This is a genomic window from Serratia sp. (in: enterobacteria), from assembly GCF_051654945.1.
GTDB lineage: Bacteria > Pseudomonadota > Gammaproteobacteria > Enterobacterales > Enterobacteriaceae > Chania.
The window spans coordinates 51775-74488 of sequence record NZ_JBOFZA010000091.1; the positions used below are offsets into that span (position 1 = coordinate 51775).

The 22714-nt window shown below is 56.6% G+C and carries 22 protein-coding genes and 1 other RNA gene; 6 read left to right on the top strand and 17 right to left on the bottom strand.

Going from position 1 to position 22714, the window contains the following annotated elements; translation table 11 throughout:
- Window positions 1-10: 10 nt before the first annotated feature.
- Genes creC through sdhE form a run of 4 tightly spaced genes read right to left on the bottom strand, consistent with a single transcriptional unit; the run spans window position 11 to window position 2790 of the window.
- Window positions 11-1429 carry a two-component system sensor histidine kinase CreC gene (gene creC / locus ACRDCA_RS21125; protein WP_438691288.1) on the bottom strand — a complete coding sequence of 473 codons (1419 nt, stop codon included), beginning with the start codon at window positions 1427-1429 and terminating at the stop codon, window positions 11-13.
- Window positions 1426-2121, bottom strand: coding sequence for a two-component system response regulator CreB (gene creB, locus ACRDCA_RS21130; RefSeq protein ID WP_438691289.1), 696 nt, complete (start codon window positions 2119-2121; stop codon window positions 1426-1428). Before creB ends, creC begins: the two co-directional genes overlap by 4 nt.
- On the bottom strand, window positions 2118-2543 hold the full coding sequence (locus ACRDCA_RS21135; RefSeq protein ID WP_438691290.1) for a protein YgfX: 426 nt from the start codon (window positions 2541-2543) through the stop codon (window positions 2118-2120). Before ACRDCA_RS21135 ends, creB begins: the two co-directional genes overlap by 4 nt.
- On the bottom strand, window positions 2524-2790 hold the full coding sequence (gene sdhE, locus ACRDCA_RS21140) for an FAD assembly factor SdhE (protein ID WP_438691291.1): 267 nt from the start codon (window positions 2788-2790) through the stop codon (window positions 2524-2526). Before sdhE ends, ACRDCA_RS21135 begins: the two co-directional genes overlap by 20 nt.
- Before the next feature lie 300 nt (window positions 2791-3090).
- Here sdhE and ygfZ point away from each other — a divergent pair, with 300 nt between their 5' ends.
- Entirely contained in the window at window positions 3091-4083 is a 993-nt protein-coding gene (ygfZ, locus tag ACRDCA_RS21145; protein WP_438691565.1) for a tRNA-modifying protein YgfZ, read from the top strand.
- Between the two features lie 42 nt (window positions 4084-4125).
- Here the strand turns inward: ygfZ and ACRDCA_RS21150 are convergent, their stop codons facing one another.
- Window positions 4126-4623 (bottom strand): DUF2165 family protein, encoded by a 498-nt coding sequence (locus tag ACRDCA_RS21150; RefSeq protein ID WP_438691292.1) that lies wholly within the window; start codon window positions 4621-4623, stop codon window positions 4126-4128.
- Between the two features lie 231 nt (window positions 4624-4854).
- On the bottom strand, window positions 4855-5529 hold the full coding sequence (gene trhA / locus ACRDCA_RS21155) for a PAQR family membrane homeostasis protein TrhA (RefSeq protein WP_025122084.1): 675 nt from the start codon (window positions 5527-5529) through the stop codon (window positions 4855-4857).
- Window positions 5530-5765: 236 nt separating this feature from the next.
- On the opposite strand from trhA, the gene ACRDCA_RS21160 reads away from it, so the two are divergent.
- Window positions 5766-6374, top strand: a complete 609-nt coding sequence (locus ACRDCA_RS21160; protein ID WP_438691293.1) for an HD domain-containing protein — start codon at window positions 5766-5768, stop codon at window positions 6372-6374.
- A gap of 143 nt (window positions 6375-6517) precedes the next feature.
- Here ACRDCA_RS21160 and ACRDCA_RS21165 read toward each other — a convergent pair whose 3' ends face one another.
- From ACRDCA_RS21165 to ACRDCA_RS21205, 9 genes are all read right to left on the bottom strand, one after another.
- The gene (locus ACRDCA_RS21165; protein WP_438691294.1) at window positions 6518-7264 is read right to left on the bottom strand and encodes an SDR family oxidoreductase; all 747 of its coding nucleotides are present in this window, start codon (window positions 7262-7264) and stop codon (window positions 6518-6520) included.
- 25 nt (window positions 7265-7289) lie between these two features.
- The gene (locus ACRDCA_RS21170; protein ID WP_438691295.1) at window positions 7290-8255 is read right to left on the bottom strand and encodes a quinone oxidoreductase family protein; all 966 of its coding nucleotides are present in this window, start codon (window positions 8253-8255) and stop codon (window positions 7290-7292) included.
- 109 nt (window positions 8256-8364) lie between these two features.
- Entirely contained in the window at window positions 8365-11244 is a 2880-nt protein-coding gene (gene gcvP, locus ACRDCA_RS21175; protein WP_438691296.1) for an aminomethyl-transferring glycine dehydrogenase, read from the bottom strand.
- A gap of 85 nt (window positions 11245-11329) precedes the next feature.
- Window positions 11330-11716 carry a glycine cleavage system protein GcvH gene (gene gcvH, locus ACRDCA_RS21180; protein WP_098929864.1) on the bottom strand — a complete coding sequence of 129 codons (387 nt, stop codon included), beginning with the start codon at window positions 11714-11716 and terminating at the stop codon, window positions 11330-11332.
- A 29-nt stretch (window positions 11717-11745) separates the two neighbouring features.
- A complete protein-coding gene (gene gcvT, locus ACRDCA_RS21185) occupies window positions 11746-12843 on the bottom strand; it encodes a glycine cleavage system aminomethyltransferase GcvT (protein WP_438691297.1) in 1098 nt (365 codons plus the stop codon).
- Window positions 12844-13319: 476 nt separating this feature from the next.
- The gene (gene ubiI, locus ACRDCA_RS21190; RefSeq protein WP_438691298.1) at window positions 13320-14522 is read right to left on the bottom strand and encodes an FAD-dependent 2-octaprenylphenol hydroxylase; all 1203 of its coding nucleotides are present in this window, start codon (window positions 14520-14522) and stop codon (window positions 13320-13322) included.
- 109 nt (window positions 14523-14631) lie between these two features.
- A complete protein-coding gene (gene ubiH / locus ACRDCA_RS21195) occupies window positions 14632-15810 on the bottom strand; it encodes a 2-octaprenyl-6-methoxyphenyl hydroxylase (protein WP_438691299.1) in 1179 nt (392 codons plus the stop codon).
- 1 nt (window position 15811) lies between these two features.
- A complete protein-coding gene (pepP, locus tag ACRDCA_RS21200) occupies window positions 15812-17125 on the bottom strand; it encodes a Xaa-Pro aminopeptidase (protein ID WP_438691300.1) in 1314 nt (437 codons plus the stop codon).
- 89 nt (window positions 17126-17214) lie between these two features.
- Complete coding sequence (locus tag ACRDCA_RS21205; RefSeq protein ID WP_025122094.1) at window positions 17215-17793, bottom strand: YecA/YgfB family protein; 579 nt, start codon at window positions 17791-17793, stop codon at window positions 17215-17217.
- Between the two features lie 295 nt (window positions 17794-18088).
- Here ACRDCA_RS21205 and zapA point away from each other — a divergent pair, with 295 nt between their 5' ends.
- The 3 genes from zapA to ACRDCA_RS21220 all read left to right on the top strand — a co-directional run bounded on the left by zapA (window position 18089) and on the right by ACRDCA_RS21220 (window position 19303).
- Window positions 18089-18418 (top strand): cell division protein ZapA, encoded by a 330-nt coding sequence (gene zapA, locus ACRDCA_RS21210; protein WP_021179791.1) that lies wholly within the window; start codon window positions 18089-18091, stop codon window positions 18416-18418.
- Window positions 18419-18458: 40 nt separating this feature from the next.
- A non-coding RNA gene (gene ssrS, locus ACRDCA_RS21215) (6S RNA) lies at window positions 18459-18642 on the top strand.
- A gap of 52 nt (window positions 18643-18694) precedes the next feature.
- A complete protein-coding gene (locus tag ACRDCA_RS21220; RefSeq protein WP_438691301.1) occupies window positions 18695-19303 on the top strand; it encodes a 5-formyltetrahydrofolate cyclo-ligase in 609 nt (202 codons plus the stop codon).
- A 47-nt stretch (window positions 19304-19350) separates the two neighbouring features.
- Here ACRDCA_RS21220 and serA read toward each other — a convergent pair whose 3' ends face one another.
- Together serA and rpiA are read right to left on the bottom strand one after the other, a co-directional pair.
- Complete coding sequence (gene serA, locus ACRDCA_RS21225) at window positions 19351-20589, bottom strand: phosphoglycerate dehydrogenase (RefSeq protein WP_025122096.1); 1239 nt, start codon at window positions 20587-20589, stop codon at window positions 19351-19353.
- A 354-nt stretch (window positions 20590-20943) separates the two neighbouring features.
- A complete protein-coding gene (rpiA, locus tag ACRDCA_RS21230) occupies window positions 20944-21603 on the bottom strand; it encodes a ribose-5-phosphate isomerase RpiA (RefSeq protein WP_438691302.1) in 660 nt (219 codons plus the stop codon).
- Window positions 21604-21820: 217 nt separating this feature from the next.
- Here rpiA and ACRDCA_RS21235 point away from each other — a divergent pair, with 217 nt between their 5' ends.
- Window positions 21821-22714 (top strand): LysR family transcriptional regulator ArgP, encoded by an 894-nt coding sequence (locus ACRDCA_RS21235; protein ID WP_021179788.1) that lies wholly within the window; start codon window positions 21821-21823, stop codon window positions 22712-22714.

Here is a 22714-nt window from a genome sequence, read left to right on the forward strand (position 1 = left end):
TAAATGGCATTCAGAGTGGTAAAGTGAAGATTGCCTGCGCGCCAGTGGGTTGATTGTTTTGCAAACGAATGGTGCCACGATGCAGGCGCGCCACTTCCTGCACGAAGTTCAGACCCAGGCCGCTGCTCTTGGGTTTATCTTCCCGCGCCAGCGAATAGAAGCGTTCAAACACCTTATCCAGCGCATAGTCAGGAATGCCGCTACCGGTATCACAAAGGGTAATCTGGTAATGATGATCCGAGCGTTCGCTGTCAATGCTGACCGTACCGCCCGCCGGGGTGAAATCCAGGGCGTTATCCAGCAGATTGCTTAGCGCCTGCCCCAGCAAGAAGGCATCGCCGACCAAGGTCGCCTCCGCCAGTTCACCCAGTTTGATCGTCACGCCACGCTGTGCTGCCTGAGCCTCTTTACCCGCGACGATCTGCCGCAGCAAAGGCACCAACGCCACCGGAGCCAATTCCAATCCGGGCCGGCTTTCCAGCTGTGCCTGAACCAGCAGCTTGTCGACCAATTGTTGGATGCGCGCGCTCTGCTGTTCGATGTTGGTCAGAAAACGTTTTGCCGTCGCCGGAGGGGGTGATTCCTGGAGGAGTTCCGCCGCACCACGGATCGCCGCCAATGGGCTTTTCAATTCGTGAGTCAGCGTATGCACATACTGTTCAATATAGGCTTTGCCTTCCAGCTTCATGCGCATGCTTTCCAGCGCCTGCGCCAGTTGAGTCAGCTCTACGCTGCCCATACGTGGCAATGGCACCGCCTCGCCGTGTGCTACCCCGTCGGCATAGCGCACCAGGCGGTTGATCGAACGGTTAATCCACCAGACAAACCCCAGGCCGATAGCCAGCGCAATCCCCAGCAACACCGCGCCCGCCAGCAAAATACGCCGCTCGCTGCGGCGGATCACCGGAGCCATCGAGCTGTTGGGTTTACCCACGCTCAGTACGCCGATAATCTGCCCTTGATCGATCACCGGAGCGGCCACGTACATCACCGAGCTGCTCTCATCATCGGCAATCGTCCGGGTACTGCGCGCACCGTACTGGCCGCGTAATGTCAGATAGACATCGTTCCAGCGGGAGTAATCCTGCCCCAGCGCCTGACCCGATGAATCAAAAATCACCTTGCCGCGCCCATCGGTAACATAGACGCGGTATTCGTTGCGATCTTTACGGATCCCGGCGATATTGGCCCCGATAGGCCGCTGATTAAGCTGGGCGATGGCCTGCGCCAATTGGCCTTTGGCCGCATCCCCGCGCCTCATATCCAGCCGCGCCACCTGTGCCAGCAGGTTGGCAGTATCCACCAGCGTACCTTCGGTGGCACGCCGTACACCGGGTTTCACCTCTTGTACAAAGATGCTCAACACGAAATAGCCCGCCACTGCCACAATCAGGAAATAGCCCAGCAGCAGGCGCAGGCCAATCCTCATGGCTGGCGGCTCACGCTGTAGCCTAAACCACGATGGGTATGGATCGGCGGCTCTGCGGCATCAATCGCCCGCAGTTTGGCACGCAGTGTTTTGATATGGGTATCGACGGTGCGATCCAGGCTCTCTTCCGCCTGGGCCCAGACGATGTCCATCAGTTGCTGGCGGGAGAACACCCGGCCAGGCGCCTGCAACAGGGTTTTCAACAGCAGGAATTCATAGCGAGTCAGCAACAGCGGCTGCTGGTGATAACAGATCGTAGCCCCCTCTTCATCCAGGCTGAAGGCACCAAAATGATACAAGGCTGGCTGCTGCAAGCGCTGCTGTTTGTGTAAACGCCGCAGGATGGTGCGCACGCGGGCGCTCACCTCGCGCGGGGAGAAGGGTTTGGCAACATAGTCATCGGCACCGATTTCCAGCCCGATCAGGCGATCGAGTTCGCCGCTGCGGGCGGTAAGAAACAGGATCGGTAAATCCACCGCCTGCGCCAGCAGCCGACGGCACAGCTCAAAACCGTTGATATCGGGCAGGCCGACGTCGAGGATCACCAACGCCGGCAGGCCCTGTTGCAAAGCCTGCAAAGCAGGCTCGCCACGTTCAAACCAACGCACCTGAAAGCCTTCGCTTTCCAGGGTATAAATCAGCGTATCCGCAATGCTGGGCTCGTCCTCTACCAGCCAAAGCAGCGGTTTCATTGTTGATCCTCGTCGGTAGCGGGTTGCACAAACAGCAGCCGCTGACGCAGTTGGCGCCAATCCGCTTTGCTCATGGCATCCGAAGCCAACCACAGCCGTTGGCGTTTTTTGCCGTTGAGCTGCTGTAGCGACAGAATAATACCGAACCCCGGCATCCAGGGCTTTTTCACCATCAGCCATTCCTGTCCATGCCACTCAATCCGGCGTTCAGCCAGCAACCGCAGTTCTCCCTGCCTGGATGCAATGCGCTTTTGGCTGCGAATGCACTCAAACACCACCAACGTCAACAGCACCAACCACATCAAACCATAGCCTTCCGGCCACGGGGCAATCAGGATCAGCAAGATCAGTAGGCCGTGGGTCAGCAGCGAGACTAACTGGGTACGCCAGGAAACGCGGACATCACATCGCCACTGGGCCACGGGCTTTATTTCGCGTTTGGATCAGGGATACCATTCTCTGCAGCTCTTGATCCTGCGGAGTACCATGATTCATCAGCCAGTTGAACAAATCGGGATCGTCACTTTCGAGCAAGCGGATGAATACGGCCTTGTCTGCATCACTCAGCGTATCGTATTCATGTTCGAAAAACGGCATGATCGAGATATCCAGCTCGCGCATGCCGCGACGGCAGGCCCAGTGAATACGTGCTTTATTGTTAATATCCATGTTGTTATGACTAACCTCTTTTCGGCATGGCTTGCCATGCTCTTGGGCAACCGACACTTGGTATGGCAACACGCGTGCAATTTAATTCCATCAGCCAACGATTTGGGTAACATTGGGTATCGTTGGCCGTAAGTGCCTAGAGTAACAATTTGACATACTCGCCGGGAAGGGCGTTCACTCAACAAAGCGAAAAATGTCAAAAAAAGCGCTGCCTGGTAATAACTGTTTGCAAAGCCAGCCACCTCTTTTACCATGGTAGCAACCCCAACAGGTATGCTAAACATGCAGCAGGAACCGATTATGGCGTGCAATATTCCTTTTTCATCCCGTCAACCTTCCGCCTCTTCCCATCTGCCACTGACGCTGATCTCACTGGAAGATTGGGCCTTGGTGCGGCTGAACGGGCCAGACACGGTGAAATATCTTCAAGGCCAGGTGACGGCCGACATCGATAAGCTGGCGGCCGATCAACACGTGCTGTGCGGCCATTGCGATGCCAAAGGCAAAATGTGGAGCAACCTGCGCTTATTCCACCACGGTGAAGGCTTTGCCTATCTTGAGCGCCGCAGCGTGCTGGATAGCCAACTGGCTGAAATAAAGAAATACGCGGTGTTCTCCAAGATCACCATCGCAGCAGACAGCGATGCGGTGCTGCTGGGTCTCGCCGGTCAGCAGGCGCGTGCCGCATTGGCGCAGGTGTTCACCACCCTGCCTGATGCGGAACATCAAGTTGTGCAGGACGGCGACACGACCTTGCTGCACTTTGCTCTGCCAGCGGAACGTTTTATGTTGATTACCACGGCAGAAACCGCCGCTCAACTCATCGCTAAACTGGATGGGCAGGCAGAGCTGAACGACAGCCGCCAATGGCTGGCGCTGGATATCGAAGCCGGTTACCCGGTGATTGATGCACCTAATAGCGCACAACTGATCCCGCAGGCTACCAATCTACAAGCGCTGGCAGGCATCAGTTTCAGTAAAGGCTGCTATACCGGGCAGGAAATGGTGGCTCGCGCCAAGTTCCGGGGAGCGAACAAGCGCGCCCTGTATTGGCTGGAAGGTACCGCCAGCCAGGTTCCACAGGCCGGTGACGATTTGGAGTTGAAGCTGGGTGACAACTGGCGCCGTACCGGTACCGTGCTGGCGGCCAGCGCACTGGCTGACGGAACGCTGTGGGTACAGGTGGTGATGAATAACGATCTGGAAGCGGATAGCGTGCTGCGTGTGCGCGATGACGTCAGCAGCCAGCTCGCCATCAAACCTCTGCCTTACTCACTGGCAGATGAGAAGTAATCGCTTTGGCCGCAGGCATCGCGCCTGCGGCCAAATGACGAGTTATTCGCCCAATTCCCCATCACGCGGCACCAGATAAATCAGCACCAGCAAAATGGTGACAAAGAAGCGGAACGCATCGGGCACTCCGTTCCACTGTTTTGACATCCACATGCCAAACCACTCACCGCCGACGGACATAAAGGCGACCTGCCAGGTAAGGAAGCCCAGTGTCAAACCCGCAATAGCCATCGCCTTGGCACGATTAAACCTCACCGCGGGCAATTTCAGGCCACACAGCAGGCGTATGCCACCAATCCAGCACAACACCGCGGTCAGGGTTTCCAATGCAATAATACCGATATACCCCACTTGATGCAGCCACGGCGACTGGATCGCACGATAGGTGATAGTGGCATCAGGGAATATCGTATCCATTAGAAAAACATGACGAACAAAAGCAAAGTTGGTGCCGTAATCGGTGATATTGCCAAAGGCCACCAGTGAGGCAAAGAGTGCGATAGCGCAGACCAGCAGCGCTTTGGAAAGGCGAACGATCATGGTAATGAGTCCTGGGTAATGTAAAAAGGCACCGGGAGGTGCAATCTACCCCATGGATCTCAAGATGCAGGTCAGGCAGCAAGCGCAGCCACCCCCTGTAGCTTGAAAACCAGGAGTATGGCGGGCTCAGAAATGGACAATCAGGCTTGCTGGATACCCGTAAGAAGCAAGCGCCTCTTTTTTAACTCAAAAGAAACGCTTTAGCAATATATCAACAACAAAATGAGCAAGTTAGACGTAAAGGTAGATCGCCATAAAGTGGCACACGCTGCCACCTAGCACAAAACCGTGCCAGATCGCATGGCCGAAGCGAAAACGTTTCGACGCGTAGAAAATCACCCCTAACGTATACACCACGCCGCCCACCGCCAACAACGTCACCCCGCCCACCTCCAGGCGCATTGCCAGTTGGTAGATAACGATCAACGAAAGCCAGCCCATGGTCAGGTAAGTCACCAGCGACAGCACCTCAAAACGGTGCGCGAACGCCAGTTTGAAAATCACCCCGAACAGTGCCAGCCCCCAAATCACCGCCATCAGCCCTCTCGCCAACGGTGAATCCAACCCCACCAGCAGAAACGGCGTATAGGTTCCGGCGATCAACAGGTAGATGGCACAGTGGTCAAATTTTTTCAGCCAGTGTTTGGCTCTCTGATGCGGAATGGCGTGATACAGCGTGGAGGCCAGGAACAGCAGGATCATGCTGCCGCCATACAGGCTGTAGCTGGTAATGGCCGTCACCCCGGCTCCGGCGTTTACCGCCTGGACCAATAACAACACCAAACCGACAATGCCAAACACCAATCCGATGCCGTGGCTGATACTGTTGGCAATTTCCTCTGCCCATGGATAAGCCGTGACTGGCAACTCGTCGGCCCCGGTTTTCACTTCATCCGTTCTTCCCATAACTCGCAACCTCTCAAAACTAACGCATATTGTGCGAAATAACCGCAGATGAGAGTAGCTGAGAATGATTCCAGTGTACACGTGTACGCTAAAATAAAACTGTGTACGCTTGTAACATCGCGCTAACATGATATCCCCAGCCCGATAGGCTACAATCGACAAGCTTTGCACCCTAAGTATTTCAGTTAGCTTGAAAGACAACGGGTTCTCCCATCATTCACCTCGAGGTTCGTACCATGTCATCCGCTGTACCCGCCTTAGACTTTGGCTCCATGACTCAAGTTATCCAATTTTTGATGGAAATCGATAAACTGAAAAGCGTTCAGCGCCGTACCAAGGTGTTGGGCACCCAGCGTCAGGAAAACTCGGCCGAGCACAGTTGGCACTTTGCCATTGCGGCCCTGAGCCTGGCTCCCTATGCCGGTGATGCGGTAGATATTCAGCGCGTGATCCAGATGGCCCTGCTGCACGACATCGTCGAGATCGATGCGGGTGATGTTTTTGTCTACGATCTGGCGGCTCGCGCGGCGATCCACGATCAGGAAGTTGCCGCAGCCAAACGCCTGTTCGGTCTGTTGCCGGAACCTCAGCGTGGGGTGTTCACCGCGCTGTGGCAGGAGTATGAAGAGGGCGAAAGCGCCGATGCCCGCTTTGCGCTGGTGCTGGATCGCTCTATGCCGATGCTGATGAACCTGCATAATGAAGGCCAGAGCTGGGTAGAAAATAACGTTAGCCTGGAGCAGGTGTTGAATCGCAATGCGATGATTGCAGATATCCATCCGGAACTGTGGAAGCACTTAGAGCAGCACTTGCAGGATGCGCAGCGTAAAGGCTGGCTGAAGTAATGCCCTCACCCTAACCCTCTCCCACAAGGAGAGGGGACCGATCGAGTTCGTTAGCGGTTGCAGAAATCTACCTGGCCACCACACTCCACCACGACACCGTTGCAACTCCCTCACCCTTTGGGAGGGTTGGGGTGAGGGGAATATTAACGCCCGCCCGCCGCCTCGATAAAGCTGCCGGTCACGTAGGAAGCCGCATCGGAGAGCAACCAGGCGACGGCTTGCGCCACTTCTTCCGGCTGACCGCCCCGTTGCATTGGCAACGCCGACTTCACCCGATCGACACGACCCGGTTCACCGCCGCTGGCGTGCATCTCGGTGTAAATACAACCCGGTCTGACACAGTTGACGCGTATCCCCTGTGCGGCCACTTCCAACGCCAGGCCGGTCGTCAACGTATCCACCGCCCCTTTTGATGCCGCATAGTCGATATATTCCCACGGTGCCCCCAGGCGAGACGCAGCAGAAGAGACGTTAACAATCGCCCCACCCTGCCCGCCGTGGCGCAGCGCCATGCGTTTAACCGCCTCGCGACAGCAAAGAAAATACCCGGTGACGTTAGTCGTCAGCACCTTGTTGATCCGCTCGGCGGTGAGTTGCTCGATACTCGCCTGTTGGAAGAGAATACCCGCGTTGTTGACCAGTGCATCGAGGGGTCCCAGCGTGGTCTCCAGTTCGGCAAACATCGCCATCACTTCCGCTTCGTCGGCAATATCTGCCCGCAGAGCTAACGCTTTGCCGCCCTGTTGGCGGATCTGAGCCACCACCTGCTCCGCTGCCGCACTATCGCGCAGATAATTGACGCCTACCGCATAGCCCTGCTGGGCTAATAATAATGCCGTCGCGCGGCCTATGCCCCGGCTAGCGCCGGTAACTAATGCAACCTTGGTCATACGGTTCCTTATGCGTGGATACGCTCTAATCACGGATGCGGATCACCGAACGGGTATCGCTTTGCTTGTTGATATCCCACGCGTCGGCAATATCGGCAAAGGCATGTTCCTGGGTATCGACACTGATTTTACCTGCGGCCGCCAGCGCCAGAATATCGGCCACGATGCTTTTCAACTGCGGGATCGGCGGAAAGTTGCCCGTTCCGCTGCCCAGGATCTGCAACTGCGTACTTCGTAGCACCGCCGCAGGTAAGGTAATGTTTGGCCCGGCCATTGACCCCACGTTCACCAGCCGGATGCCTTGGCCACCAGTATGGGAAGAGAGATCGTGATTGTTGAAGGTCGCCAGCAGCGCCTCCGTCGCCGGTCCCCAAATGTAGTCCACCACTACGTCATAACCCTGCGGCCCGGCTGCGGCGGTAAAGGCCTGTTGTAGCGCCAGCCCCTCAAGGCTCAGATCCACCGTAGCATCCACCTTCAGCTCATCCAGCACGCTCTGACGCCGCCCGGCAGCGACGATCCGCCCGGCACCGGCTTGACGCGCCGCTGCAACCGCAAGTTTACCCGATGTCCCGGTCGCGCCGATGATCAGGACGGTTTCCCCTGGCTGGACATTGGCTCGCCAGAACAGCGGCAACCACGCTGCCAGCGCCGGATTGATCAACGCTGCGGCAGTCGCATCATCTAGCGAATCGGGCACCGGTACCGTCCATGAGGCCACGGTATGTTCGGCCAGCGCACCGTGTGGCTGGCGAAAAGAGGCAAAGTACACCCGTTGCCCATCTGGCGTTCTGCCTACGCCATCAGTTCCCGGCACAAACGGCAGATCCTTCGGGCTGGAATAATGCTTTCCGGCCACAATAGCGCGATCCAGCTGTTTGATGCCGGCAACCATCACCTCAATAGCCACTTCATCGGCCAGCGGTTGTGGTGGCGTGAAAACGCCTAACTGGGGTACCTGACCTAACGTATTGACGACTGCCGCTTTCATACCGTTTCCTTGTTCCGTGGTGGAGACTCGTTAATCACTGATACGCTGCAATAAAAAAGGGACACGCCATGATGGCAGTGTCCCTCGATCATCATGTTGGCGGATGGTGCTATTCGTAATCGCTCATTGGTACGCAAGAGCAGAACAGATTGCGATCGCCGTAGACATCATCCAGGCGCTTCACGCTCGGCCAGTATTTATTCTCACGCACACCGGCAATTGGGAACACCGCCAGCTCGCGGCTGTAAGCGTGCTGCCAGTCGCTGACCAGTTCGGCCTGCACGTGTGGTGCATTCACCAATGGGTTGTCTTCCAGTGGCCACTCGCCCTTTTGTACACGGTCGATTTCGCTGCGGATCGCCAGCATCGCCTCGATAAAGCGATCCAGCTCCACTTTGTTTTCCGATTCGGTCGGCTCAACCATCAGCGTACCCGCCACCGGGAACGACATGGTCGGCGCATGGAAACCATAGTCGATCAGGCGTTTGGCAATGTCCATTTCGCTGATACCGGTCTCTTCTTTCAACGGACGGATATCCAGAATACATTCGTGCGCCACGCGGTGATCGCGGCCGGTATACAGCACCGGATAAGCGTCTTTCAGGCGGGTTGCGATGTAGTTGGCGTTGAGGATCGCCACCTGGCTGGCCTGCTTCAGCCCTTCCGCGCCCATCATGCGGATATACATCCAGCTGATTGGCAAGATAGAGGCGCTGCCGAACGGTGCGGCAGAAACCGCGCCCTGCTGAGTGGTAACGCCGTCAATCTGCACCACGCTGTGGCCTGGAACGAACGGTGCCAGGTGCGCTTTCACACCGATTGGCCCCATGCCTGGGCCGCCACCGCCGTGAGGGATACAGAAGGTTTTATGCAGGTTGAGGTGTGACACATCCGCGCCGATATAGCCCGGCGTGGTGATCCCCACCTGTGCGTTCATGTTGGCACCGTCCAGATACACCTGACCGCCAAACTGATGCACGATCTGGCACACTTCACGAATGGTTTCTTCATACACGCCATGGGTCGACGGGTAGGTGACCATGATGCAGGAAAGAGCTTCCCCGGCCTGCTCGGCCTTGACCCGCAGATCGTGCAGATCGATGTTGCCGTTCTTGTCACAGGCCACCACCACCACGCCCATGCCCGCCATCTGAGCGGAAGCCGGGTTGGTACCGTGCGCCGAGCTCGGGATCAGGCAGATATTACGCCCAGCCTCGTTGCGGCTTTCGTGGTAACGACGGATCGCCAGCAGGCCAGCATATTCGCCTTGTGCGCCCGAGTTAGGCTGCATGCACACTGCATCATAACCGGTCAGTTGCACCAGCCACTGGGAGAGTTGCCCAATCATCAGTTGATAGCCTGCCGCCTGCTCTGGTGGGCAGAACGGGTGCAGTTCAGAGAACTCGGGCCAGGTGATCGGGATCATCTCTGCGGCAGCGTTCAGCTTCATGGTGCAGGAGCCCAGCGGGATCATCGCCTGGTTCAGCGCCAGATCTTTACGCTCCAGGCGGTGCATATAGCGCATCATCTCGGTTTCGCTGTGATAGCGGTTAAATACCGGATGCGTGAGGATCGGATCTTTGCGCAGCATGGCCGCCGGGATCGACTGGCTGTTGTTGCTCACGGCCGCGTCCAGCGCATCGATATCCAGGCCGTGGTTATCGCCTGCCAACAGGGCAAACAGCGTCTGCACGTCTTCACGGGAAGTGGCTTCATCCAGCGTGATGCCAACGGCTCCGTGGATATCCGTGCGCAGGTTGATACCGAAGCCCAGTGCGCGTTCCAGTACCGCGGCTTTGTCTTTCACTTCCACGGTCAGGGTATCGAACCAGGTTTTATGGCGCAGTGACAGACCCGCTTGTTGCAGGCCAGCAGCCAGGATATCGGTCAGGCGATGGATGCGCCCGGCGATACGTTGCAGACCTTGTGGACCATGGTACACCGCATACAGGCTGGCGATGTTGGCCAGCAGCACCTGCGAGGTACAGATATTCGAGTTGGCCTTTTCGCGGCGGATATGTTGTTCACGGGTTTGCATCGCCATGCGCAGCGCGGTATTACCGGCAGCGTCGCGGGACACGCCGATGATACGGCCCGGCATCGAGCGTTTGAATTCGTCACGGCAGGCGAAGAACGCCGCGTGTGGGCCACCGTAGCCCATTGGCACACCGAAGCGTTGCGCAGAACCAAATACCACATCGGCCCCTTGCTTGCCCGGTGCCGTCAGCAGCACCAGCGCCATGATATCGGCTGCCATGCTGGTGACGATTTTGCGCGTTTTCAGCTCTGCCAGCAGGGCGCTGTAATCGTGCAGTTCACCCGTGGTGCCAACCTGTTGCAGCAACACGCCGAAAACGCCTTGTAGCTCCAGCACCTTCGCCGGTTTGTCGACGATCACATCGAAACCAAAGGTCTCGGCACGGGTACGAACTACGTCCAGAGTTTGCGGGTGCACATCGTCAGCTACAAAGAAGCGGTTGGCGTCTTTCAGTTTGCTGGCACGTTTGGCCAACGCCATCGCTTCTGCGGCAGCGGTAGCTTCATCCAGCAAGGAAGCGGAGGCCAGATCCAGCCCGGTCAGATCTAGGGTCACGGTCTGGAAGTTGAGCAGTGCCTCAAGGCGGCCTTGTGACACTTCTGGCTGATAAGGCGTATAAGCGGTGTACCAGCCTGGGTTTTCCAGCATGTTGCGCAGGATCACCGGCGGCGTCAGCACCGCGCTGTAGCCCATACCGATATAGGATTTGTAGCGCTGATTCTGCGAGGCAATCGCCTTCAGTTCGGCCAGCGCCTGATGCTCCGTCGCCGCATCGCCTACCGGCGGAGGCCCTGGCAGTTGAATATCGGCTGGCACAATCTGTTGGATCAGCGCGCTGAGCGAGCGAGCGCCCACCGCTTCCAACATCTGCTGCTGTTGCTCTGCAGAAGAGCCGATGTGGCGTTCGATGAACGCTTCGCTGTGTTCAAGTTGGCTGAGTGTCTGAGTCATTGCTACAAATTCCTGAATGCTTGCGGGGTACGGGATATAGCCTGAACTGCAAAACGCCCCACATGAGGGTGGGGCGTGATAGGGCTTATTCGTCGATGGAAGCCTGGTAAGCACCGGCATCCAGCAGCTTGTCCAGCTCTGACGCATCGCTTGCCTTGATGCGGAACAGCCAGCCTTCGCCGTACGGTTCGCTGTTGACCAGCTCCGGGGAGCTTTCCAGTTCGCCGTTAACCGCGATGATTTCACCGCTGATTGGCGCGTAAATATCGGAAGCGGCCTTGACCGACTCCGCAACGGCACAGTCATCACCCGCGGAAACGGTAGTGCCGACTTCCGGCAGATCGACAAATACCATATCGCCCAGCAGTTCCTGCGCGTGTTCGGTAATACCTACAACGTATTCGCCGTTGCCTGCGTCACGCACCCACTCATGGGAGGTGGCGTATTTCAATTCTGTTGGCACATTGCTCATTGGCCTGTTACTCCTTCGAAGAATAAAAACTAATTGATCAGTGACTTACCGGCACGCACAAAACCTGGCTTACAGACCTTCACTGGCATTTCACGGTTACGGATCTGCACGATAGCCTGCTCACCAATACCGGCTGGAACCCTGGCCAGCGCAATGCTGAAGCCCAGGGTCGGTGAGAAGGAACCGCTGGTGATCACGCCAACCTGCGGCTGACCCTGCGCATCGGTGAAATGCACCGGCAGTTCATTACGTAATACGCCTTTTTCCGTCATGATCAAGCCGACCAGTTGTTCAGTGCCTTTTTCACGCTGCTGCTCCAGCGCTTCACGGCCAATAAACTGGCGATCCTGCGGTTCCCAGGCCACGGTCCAGCCCATATTGGCGGCTAATGGCGAAACGCCTTCGTCCATTTCCTGGCCGTAGAGGTTCATACCAGCTTCCAGACGCAGGGTATCCCGCGCGCCAAGACCGGCAGGTTTTACCCCTGCGGCCAGCAGTTGCTGCCAGAAATCGACGACCTGCTCTTTCGGCAGGGCAATTTCATAGCCTGCTTCACCGGTATAGCCGGTGGTCGCAATAAACAGATCCCCCGCCTGCACGCCGAAGAAGGGCTTCATGCCTTCCACCGCCTGTTTCTGTTCCGGGGTAAATAAAGTGGCGGCGCGCTCTTTGGCCTGTGGGCCTTGCACCGCAACCAGCGCCAGATCGTCGCGCACCGTCAGCTCAACGCCGTACGGAGCCGCATGCTGCTCAATCCAGGCCAGATCCTTTTCGCGGGTGGCGGAGTTAACCACCAGGCGGAAATAGTCTTCGGTAAAGAAATAGACGATCAGATCGTCGATCACGCCACCGGACGCATTCAGCATGCCGGTATACAACGCCTTACCAGATTGAGTGAGTTTGGCGACATCGTTCGCCAGCAGGTAACGCAGGAATTCACGGGTACGAGCACCGCGCAGATCCACGATGGTCATATGGGAGACATCGAACATGCCGGCATCCTGACGCACGGCGTGGTGTTCATCAATCTGGGAGCCGTAGTGCAGCGGCATCATCCAGCCATGAAAATCTACCATGCGCGCACCGCACGCCACGTGCTGGTCGTACAGTGGGGTTTGCTTTGCCATCTTTTCCCTCTTTCCACTCAAGTAGCCGAAGACAGGGTGTTATTACGCAATAAGGCGGGTGTAACTCGCGGGCCTGATTGCGCGAAACACGCTGGCTGCTCAACACAAATGCCTCGCCAATAATCAACGACGCAAACGATACCTTTGCCCTGACGTTAACACCGAACGACCCCATTAACCATAAGTTAAAATAGGCACGACCAGGTTCAGGGTCAGTAAAATGCCGCGTTAGTTTGCAGAGTTTTTCACTGGAAAAATGCGCTTTAAGGCACAAAATTAACAATTAAAGCGGTGAAAATCCGAAGTTATATAACAAACAGTAACTGGAATGGAGAATATCGGGTTTTGATAACCGACCATGGAATTAGAAAAAGTAATGAGAAAATTTGCCTGGAATTAGAATTTCTCAAATGAAGGCAGGTATAAGGAAGATTGATGATGAAGGTAGAGGCCTGCACCGCAGGCCTCTGAAATAATCAGACTAACCAGTCCGGCAGATCGTTAAGCCCCATGGCCTGGCGCACCAGTTTCGGCTTCACGCCCGGCAGGCTGTCTGCCAGCCGTAGGCCCACGTCACGCAGCAGCTTCTTCGCCGGATTGTGGCCCGCAAACAGTTCCCGGAAGCCTTGCATACTGGCCAGCATCACTGCCGCGCCGTGTTTACGGCGGCGTTCATAACGGCGCAGATACAGATGCTGGCCGATGTCCTTACCCTGACGTTGCAGGCGTTTAAGCTCGGATATCAGCTCGGCGGCGTCCATAAAGCCCAGATTCACGCCCTGCCCGGCCAACGGGTGTACGGTATGCGCCGCATCCCCCACCAACGCCAGACGATGGCCTGCAAAGCTGCGGGCGTAACGCCCGGTGAGCGGGAATGTCAGCCGCTCGCTTTCAAGCTGGCAGTTGCCCAGACGCATGTCGAAGATCATCGCCAGCTCGCGGTTAAAGGCTTCCGGTTCCAACTGCTGCAGCCGCTCCGCCTCTTCTGGCGCGACCGACCAGACAATCGAACTTAAATGGGGATCGTTAAACGGCAGGAAAGCCAGGATCCCTTCGCCATGAAACACCTGACGCGCCGTAGCTTGGTGCGGCTCTTCGGTACGAATGGTCGCCACCAACGCGCTGTGGCGGTAGTCCCAGAAAGTTAACGGGATATCGGCATGCTGACGCAGCCAGGAGTTGGCCCCATCGGCACCGATCACCAGCCGGGCGGTTAGCATACGGCCATCCTCCAGCGTGATAAAGGCGTCGTTCTCTCCCCATGCCACCTGTTTCAGCGCTGCCGGAGCTAGCAACGTCACGTCCGACAACGTGGCCGCCTTGCGCCACAACGCCTGCTGGATCACGTCGTTTTCAATGATATGGCCGAGATGGCTGAATCCACACTCATCCCCACGAAACGCGATCTTGCCGAAGCTGTCACGATCCCAGACTTCCATGGCGTTATACGGGCTGGCGCGCAGGTTGAGGATCTCATCCCATACGCCAATCCTTTGCAGCAAGCGCTCGCTGGCGGCGTTAATGGCAGAGACGCGCAGCGCTGGCTGTGCTGGCAGCGGTGATAATTCCGGCTGCCGGTGTTCCAGCACCGCCACGCGCAGGCCACTGCCCTGCAAACCGCAGGCCAGTGCCAATCCCACCATACCGCCACCGGCGATAATCACATCAAATGATTGCATGCTGCTTGAGTTCCTTAAATTTGCGGACACTTAGTTTTTATGACCTGTTCCCCTCACCCCAACCCTCACCCACAGGGAAAGGGAGCCAGTACCGTGCTGTGGTCAGGTATTAGCGTTCAACCCAGCCTAAGGTGCGCTTGGCAAAGGCATCGCGCAGAGCCGGTGATTGCTCCATCGCCATCAGCCCAAGATTGCGCCCGGCCACCAGCGGCGCATAGCTATTGGCAAACAGGCGGATCAATCCATCAGTGACGCCGATAGTCGCCTGTTGATCTTGCTGCCGCCGTTGCTGGTATTGACTCAACAGCGAATAAGCTCCTAAATCGGTACCCACCTGCGCGGCTTCGGCCAGCGTTTCCGCCAGCGACATCACATCCCGCAGGCCAAGGTTAAATCCCTGCCCGGCGATCGGATGCAGCGTTTGCGCCGCATTGCCAACCAGCGCCAAACGGTGGCTGACGTGCTGATTGGCCTGCAACAGGCTGAGAGGGTAACTGTGGCGCTTGCCTGCTTTCAGCATCTTGCCCAACCGCCAGCCGAACGCCTGCTGCAACTCGCTGAGAAAGCGCTCGTCACTCCAGCTATCGACCTGTTCACGATTTTCCCGTGCGTGGCACCAAACCAGCGAGCTACGCCCGTTAGACATCGGCAACAGCGCCAGCGGCCCGTAACGGGTAAAGCGTTCAAACGCCCGCCCTTGCGGGGCTTCAGCCGTTGAGACATTGGCAATGGTGGCAAACTGCGGGTAATCGCTCTGCTGCCACTGAATATTGCAGGCCTGCGCCAGCGCCGAGCGTGAACCGTCCGCGGCTACCAGCAACTGCCCCTTCAGGCTCTGGCCATTATCCAATTGCACTTCGGCGCAATCGGCGGTACGCAGCACGTCGACCACTTTGGCCGGGCAGTGCAGGGTGACGCCAGGTGCTTTAGCCAACAGGGCAAACAGCCGTTGCCCGGCGTCGTGCAGCTCAATCACCTGCCCCAGGGCTGCAACCTGATAGTCCTGAGCGTGCAGGTTCACAAAACCGGCATGCCCACGATCGCTGACGTGAACATGCGTGATCGCCGTGGCACAGTCCCGCAGCGCAGCCCAAACGCCGATACGCGCCAGCTGTTGGCAGGTTCCCTGCGCCAGCGCGATGGCCCGGGCATCAAAGCCAGGATGCGCGCGATCGTCCGGCCGGGTTGCCTCCACCAGTTCGACGGCCACCTTACCCTGAGTCAGCGAGGAAATCGCCAGTGCCAACGTCGCACCCGCCATCCCACCGCCCACAATGATTACGCTCATGTTATCTGGCCGCCGCCATCAAGGCTTCAATGGCATCAGCATCCTTCACTACGCTGGCGGTCAGATTTTCATTACCGTCTTGCGTGATCAGAATGTCATCTTCGATACGGATGCCAATACCGCGATATTCCTGCGGCACATCAGCATCCGGCGCGATATACAGACCGGGTTCAACCGTCAGCACCATGCCTGGCTCCAGCACGCGATCACGGCTCGCCGAACCATAATGGCCAACATCATGCACGTCCAGCCCCAACCAATGGCTCAGGCCGTGCATAAAGAACGGACGGTGCGCCTGTTCGGCAAACAGCTGTTCCACGTCGCCTTTCATCACGCCCAGCTCCACCAACCCGGCGATCATGATGCGAACCACCTGATCGTTCACTTCGCGGATGCTGACGCCCGGTTTAAACATTTCCAGCGCCTTGTCGATCGACGCCAGCACGATGTCGTACACCGCACGCTGCGGCTTGCTGAACTTGCCGTTCACCGGGAAGGTACGGGTGATATCCCCCGCATAGCCACGATATTCGCAGCCAGCATCGATCAGCACCAGATCGCCGTCGCGCATTTCACATTCGTTTTCGGTGTAATGCAGGATGCAGCCATTTTCACCGCTGCCGACGATGGTGTTGTAAGACGGGTAGCGGGCACCATGGCGGTTAAACTCGTGCAGGATCTCCCCTTCGAGCTGATATTCGAACATGCCCGGGCGGCACTTCTCCATGGCACGGATATGTGCCAGAGCGCTGATCTCACCGGCACGGCGCATTACCGCCACCTCTTCCGCCGATTTGAACAGGCGCATATCATGCAGCCACGGGCGGTAGTCCGTCATAGTTGCAGGCGCTGCCAGGTTCTGACGGAAGCCTTTACGCAGTTTATCCAGCGCGCCGAACAGGATTTCATCGGCATAGGCATATTGCCCCTGCGCGTGATACACCACGTCCAGCCCGTTGAGCAGCAGGTGCAGTTGATCGTTGATTTCGTCGAAGGCCAGCGCGCGGTCTACCCCCAGCTTGGCCGGAGCCGCATCTTGACCCAAACGGCGGCCAAACCAGATTTCTGCCGTCAGATCGCGTACGCGGTTGAACAGCACGCTGTGATTATGGGTTTCATCACTCTTCACCAGGATCAGCACCGCTTCCGGCTCGTTGAAACCGGTCAGATACCAGAAATCGCTGTTCTGACGATAGGGGTACTCAGAATCTGCGCTGCGTGTCGCTTCCGGTGCCGCGAAAATAACGGCTGCACTGCCCGGAGCCATCTGTGCCAACAATGCCTGACGGCGGTTTTGAAATTCCTGCTGGGTCATCACATCTCCTGAAATCGGTTTATGCCACCTTCTGAACGTTATCAGAGAGGGGGTTATCAACGCTCTTGGCCAACGGACGGAGCCAATGGTCAGTGCAACGTCGGCCTTTTATTTTCCGGGGCCGTCGGTTTCTGGCGGGTAAATTCAGTATGGCAAAGCAGCGCGGCAACACGCACATACTCCACCACTTCTTCCAGCGACTGTTCCAGCTCTTCCTGGTCTTCGCCTTCGTCATAACCCAGTTGAGCGATATTACGCAGATCGTCGATCGCTTCGCCCACTTCATCTTTCACCTGCGCCAGCTTCGGCTGCATCATGCCCAACCCCAGCAGGAAGTGGTTTACCCAACCCGCCAGGGCATCCGCACGGTCAAACACGCTGACGGTTTCGCCTTCCGGCATCATCAGTTGGAACATGAACTCGTCATCTTCCAGCGTATCACGGGTGATTTCATGCAGTTGCTGCAAAGGTAAGCTCAACGCCTGCGGGAAGGCAATGCCTTCGTTGGTCAGATCAAACACCAGGGTCTGCCAGCTGGCATCGCGGTTGCCGCCGCACAGCAGGCCACTGATCAATCCGTGCATCTCGGCTGCGGTCAAGGCAACCGCCTGCTGGTTAAGAGCCACGGTCAAAGATTGGTAACTTGGAAATGTATTCTGTATAGACATGCGCATTCGTCATCGTTGGCAGGATAAGTTCGTGTTATGCTACCACCAAGGTCCGTTGGTATACCAGTTGAGGCAACACCTCAGTGGCTAGTTATAATCAGCGCAGGCCGGGCAAACTTACGGTAAATACGCATTTTACATCCGTTTTTTGTCTGGTAAGGTTGGGCGCGGTAGATTACAACCAGGTACTGAAAAAGTGTTGAATCTTGGTACCGGGGTATATATAGTGGCGCCCGCTTCGGTGGCCCGGCAATGGCTGACCGGTGCTGGCGCGAAATTTAGGCAGGAAGGTGGCATGTCTGCACAACCGGTAGATATTCAAATTTTTGGCCGCTCGTTAAGAGTCAATTGCCCGCCAGAACAACAAGATGCGTTGAACATGGCAGCAGAAGATCTTAACCAACGGTTGCAAGATCTTAAAGTTCGCACTAGAGTCACAAATACAGAGCAGCTCGTATTTATCGCAGCATTGAACGTCTGTCACGAACTTGCTCAAGAACGCTTGAAAACGCGTGACTATGCGGCCAATATGGAACAACGAATTCGTATGCTGCAACAGACCATTGAACAAGCACTGCTTGAACAGGGTCGCATCTCTGAACGTCAGGATGCACAATTCGAATAACTAAATTGCTGGGGTTGAAGGCTCCGGCAATGAGTGAAAAATTTCTCTGAGATGTTTGCCAGCGGGCCAGTCCCCTGAGCCGATATTTAGTACCAACAGAATGTGATGATCCACGATCGGTGTGCATGCTCGGCCCGTCCGAGAAGCCTTAAGATTGTGACAGCACGTTCACCTTGAACCATGGGTTCAAGGGTTACAGCCTGCGACGGCATCTCGGAGATCCCTTCACCTGCGTTTTCAGTGTGTTAACTCATCACGGTTCGCGGATCCAGCACCATGTCCTTACACCCCCAGTTTTCTCAGCAACGCCAACTGATCCGTAACGAAATACGTCAGCGTCGCCGTGCCTTAACACCTGCTCAACAGCATGCTTTTGCCCAGCATATGGCCAACAATATTGCGCAGCATCCGCGTATTCAGGCAGCTCAATGCGTTGCGGCATTTCTCTCTTTTGACGGTGAACTGGATACTAAGCCATTGATCGAACGGCTGTGGCAACTGGGCAAATCAGTTTATCTGCCCGTCTTGCATCCCTTCAGCCCCGGCAACCTGCTGTTTCTGCATTACACCGCGCAAACGCCGCTGGTGAGCAACCGCTTCAAGATCCTCGAGCCTGCGCTCGATGTCCGCCACGTCTTGCCGGTATCTCTGTTGGATGTGGTGTTGACGCCGCTGGTCGCCTTCGACTCGACAGGGCAACGCCTGGGGATGGGGGGAGGATTTTACGATCGCACTTTGCAACACTGGCAGCACGCAGGCCCTTATCCGATGGGGATTGCGCACGACTGCCAACGGGTTACCACCTTGCCGGTGGAGCATTGGGATATTCCCCTGCCAGAGATCATTACCCCTTCGCAAACCTGGTCCTGGCCAATCGCCAGATAGCAAAAGGCCGGATTGCTCCGGCCTTGATGTTGTCCGTCGGTTACCGATTACAGCAGCAGGCGGGCGCGGATGGTCCCTTCAATCGCCTTCATGCGCTGCAACGCCACTTCGGCACGTTCGGTTTCCGCTTCGATATCGATCACCACGTAGCCGATTTCCGAGCTGGTCTGCAGATACTGGGCCGCGATGTTCACCCCTTCTTCGGCGAAGATCTGGTTAATCTGCGTCAGAATGCCTGGGCGGTTTTCATGAATGTGCAGCAAACGGCTGGCGTTCGGACCATGGCCTGGCAGTGAAACCTCTGGGAAGTTGACCGCTGACAGCGTAGAGCCGTTATCGGAATACTTGGCCAGCTTGCCAGCCACTTCATCACCGATATTCTCTTGCGCTTCCTGGGTTGAACCACCGATATGCGGCGTCAACAGCACGTTATCGAACTCGCACAGTGGGGAGTTGAACGGATCGGTGTTAGTTGCCGGCTCTTCCGGGAACACATCGATGGCCGCGCCGGCCAGATGATCGCTCGCCAAAGCATTACACAGTGCCGGGATATCCACCACGGTTCCGCGTGAGGCGTTGATCAGGATCGCTCCTGGTTTCATCAGTGCCAACTCTTCGGCACCGATCATGTTCTTGGTCGACAGGGTTTCCGGCACGTGCAGCGTGAGCACATCGCTCATATTGAGCAGATCGGACAGATGGCGCACCTGTTGAGCATTGCCCAGCGGCAGCTTGTTCTCGATGTCGTAGAAGAACACCTTCATCCCCAGGCCTTCCGCCAGGATGCCGAGTTGAGTCCCGATATGGCCGTAACCAATGATCCCCAGTTTCTTGCCGCGCGCTTCATACGAGCCGACAGCCAGTTTTTCCCACTGGCCACGGTGGGCCTTGGCGTTGGCTTTTGGGATACCGCGCAGCATCAGCAACAGTTCGCCCAGCACCATTTCGGCCACGGATCGTGTATTGGAGAAAGGTGCGTTAAACACCGGAACGCCGCGCTTGGTCGCCGCCTTCAAATCAACCTGGTTGGTGCCGATACAGAAACAGCCCACCGCCACCAGTTTCTCTGCGGCCGCGAAGACTTCCTCGGACAGATGCGTACGCGATCGGATACCGACGAAGTGCGCATCACGGATGGATGCCTTCAATGCTTCGGTGTCTAACGCACCTTTATGGTATTCAATGTTGCTATATCCGGCAGCACGCAGGTTATCTACGGTGCTCTGATGGACCCCTTCTACCAACAGGAACTTAATCCTGTCCTTCTCCAATGATACTTTTGCCATTTACCCGACCCTATAAGCAGACTTCAGAAGCGGCTGTAATTCAAAATCAACAGCACATCCCTTCAACATAACAAAAATAACGCGCCCGGCAATACAAACGATTGCCTACCCGTCAGCACAAGGATCAGTGATGTCGGTGGTTTCTGGTGGAAAATGCCATAGGGAAAGATTTAGGCAGAAGCTTAATGGAGGTTATGAAGGGAATGTGACATATGTCACCAAATTCGCCGATTTTGAGAAAAGATATTTTAGGACAAGAATTATTGGCAATGCCCCTCACCCTAACCCTCTCCGACAGGGAGAGGGGACTAAACGTGCCACAGCTTACCAGCGGCACGTGCATTCAGGGGCCGGTTATCTGACCACTTTTTTCACGCCATCTGGCGTACCGACCAGCGCAACGTCCGCGCCACGGTTGGCAAACAGGCCGACGGTCACCACACCGGCAATGCCGTTCATCTTGTTTTCCAGCGCGATGGCGTCGAGGATATCCAGATTGTGCACATCCAGGATCACGTTGCCATTATCGGTCAACACGTTCTGGCGGTATTCCGGCAGGCCGCCCAGCTTGACCAGCTCGCGTGCCACATAAGAGCGGGCCATCGGGATCACTTCTACCGGCAGCGGGAATTTACCCAGCACGTCAACCTGCTTGGTGGAATCGACAATGCAGATAAACTGACGGGCAATGGCCGCAATGATTTTTTCACGGGTCAGGGCTGCGCCGCCGCCTTTGATCATCTGCATATGGCCGTTGATCTCATCGGCACCGTCAACGTAAACATCCAACGAATCCACTTCATTGGTATCGAAAACGTGGATCCCCAGGCTTTTCAGCTTGGCGGTTGAAGCGTCTGAGCTGGATACCGCGCCTTCGATCTGGTGTTTGATCGAGCCGAGTGCATCGATAAAGTGAGCCGCGGTAGAGCCGGTGCCCACGCCAACGATAGTGCCAGGTTTGACGAATTCCAATGCCGCCCAGCCTACCGCTTTTTTCAGTTCATCCTGAGTCATGATGTGTTCATTGCCTATGTACGAAAACGTGTGCGTATTATAGGGTAAATCACTGACAGCAACTCAGGCTAAAGCACACTTATTTAACCTGCCGCACATTTCTGGCCCGCCATGAGCGGTTCGATTTGCAAAGATGGCCGGGATTTTTTTCCCCTGGCAAAGCGCAAAAATGTGGCATAGTGCCTGAATCAATTTACTTTAAGGGATCTTCTCTCCGATGAAACGCCCAGACTATAGAACGCTGCAAGCGCTGGACGCGGTGATCCGTGAGCGTGGCTTTGAGCGCGCGGCACAAAAACTTTGCATCACCCAATCGGCGGTATCCCAGCGCATTAAACAGTTGGAAAACCTGTTCGGCCAACCGCTGCTGGTACGTACCGTGCCACCACGCCCAACCGAGCAGGGTCAAAAACTGCTGGCCTTGCTACATCAGGTCGAGCTGCTGGAAGAAGAATGGTTAGGGAATGACAATGGGGTCGATACGCCGCTTTTGCTGTCGTTGGCGGTCAACGCCGACAGCCTGGCAACCTGGCTGTTACCGGCGCTAAAACCGGTGCTGGCCGACTCCCCGGTGCGCCTGAACTTGCAGGTAGAAGACGAAACACGCACGCAGGAACGACTGCGACGGGGGGAAGTAGTCGGCGCGGTGAGTATCCAGCCGCAACCGCTGCCGAGCTGCCTGGTAGATCGTTTGGGTGCGCTGGACTATCTGTTCGTCGCCTCGAAAGCCTTTGCCGATCGCTATTTCCCCAATGGCGTGACCCGTTCCGCCCTACTGAAGGCGCCGGCGGTGGCATTCGATCATCTCGACGATATGCATCAGGCATTTTTACAGCAGAACTTCGATCTCTCGCCGGGCAGCGTCCCCTGCCATATCGTTAACTCCTCTGAAGCCTTTGTGCAGTTGGCACGGCAAGGCACCACCTGCTGTATGATCCCACACTTGCAGATTGAGAGGGAGCTGGCTAGCGGTGAGTTGATCGATCTGACTCCGGGCCTGTTCCAGCGCCGCATGCTGTTCTGGCACCGTTTTGCGCCGGAGAGCCGCATGATGCGTAAGGTGACCGATGCGCTGTTGTCGCATGGGCATCAGGTGTTAAGGCAGGATTAA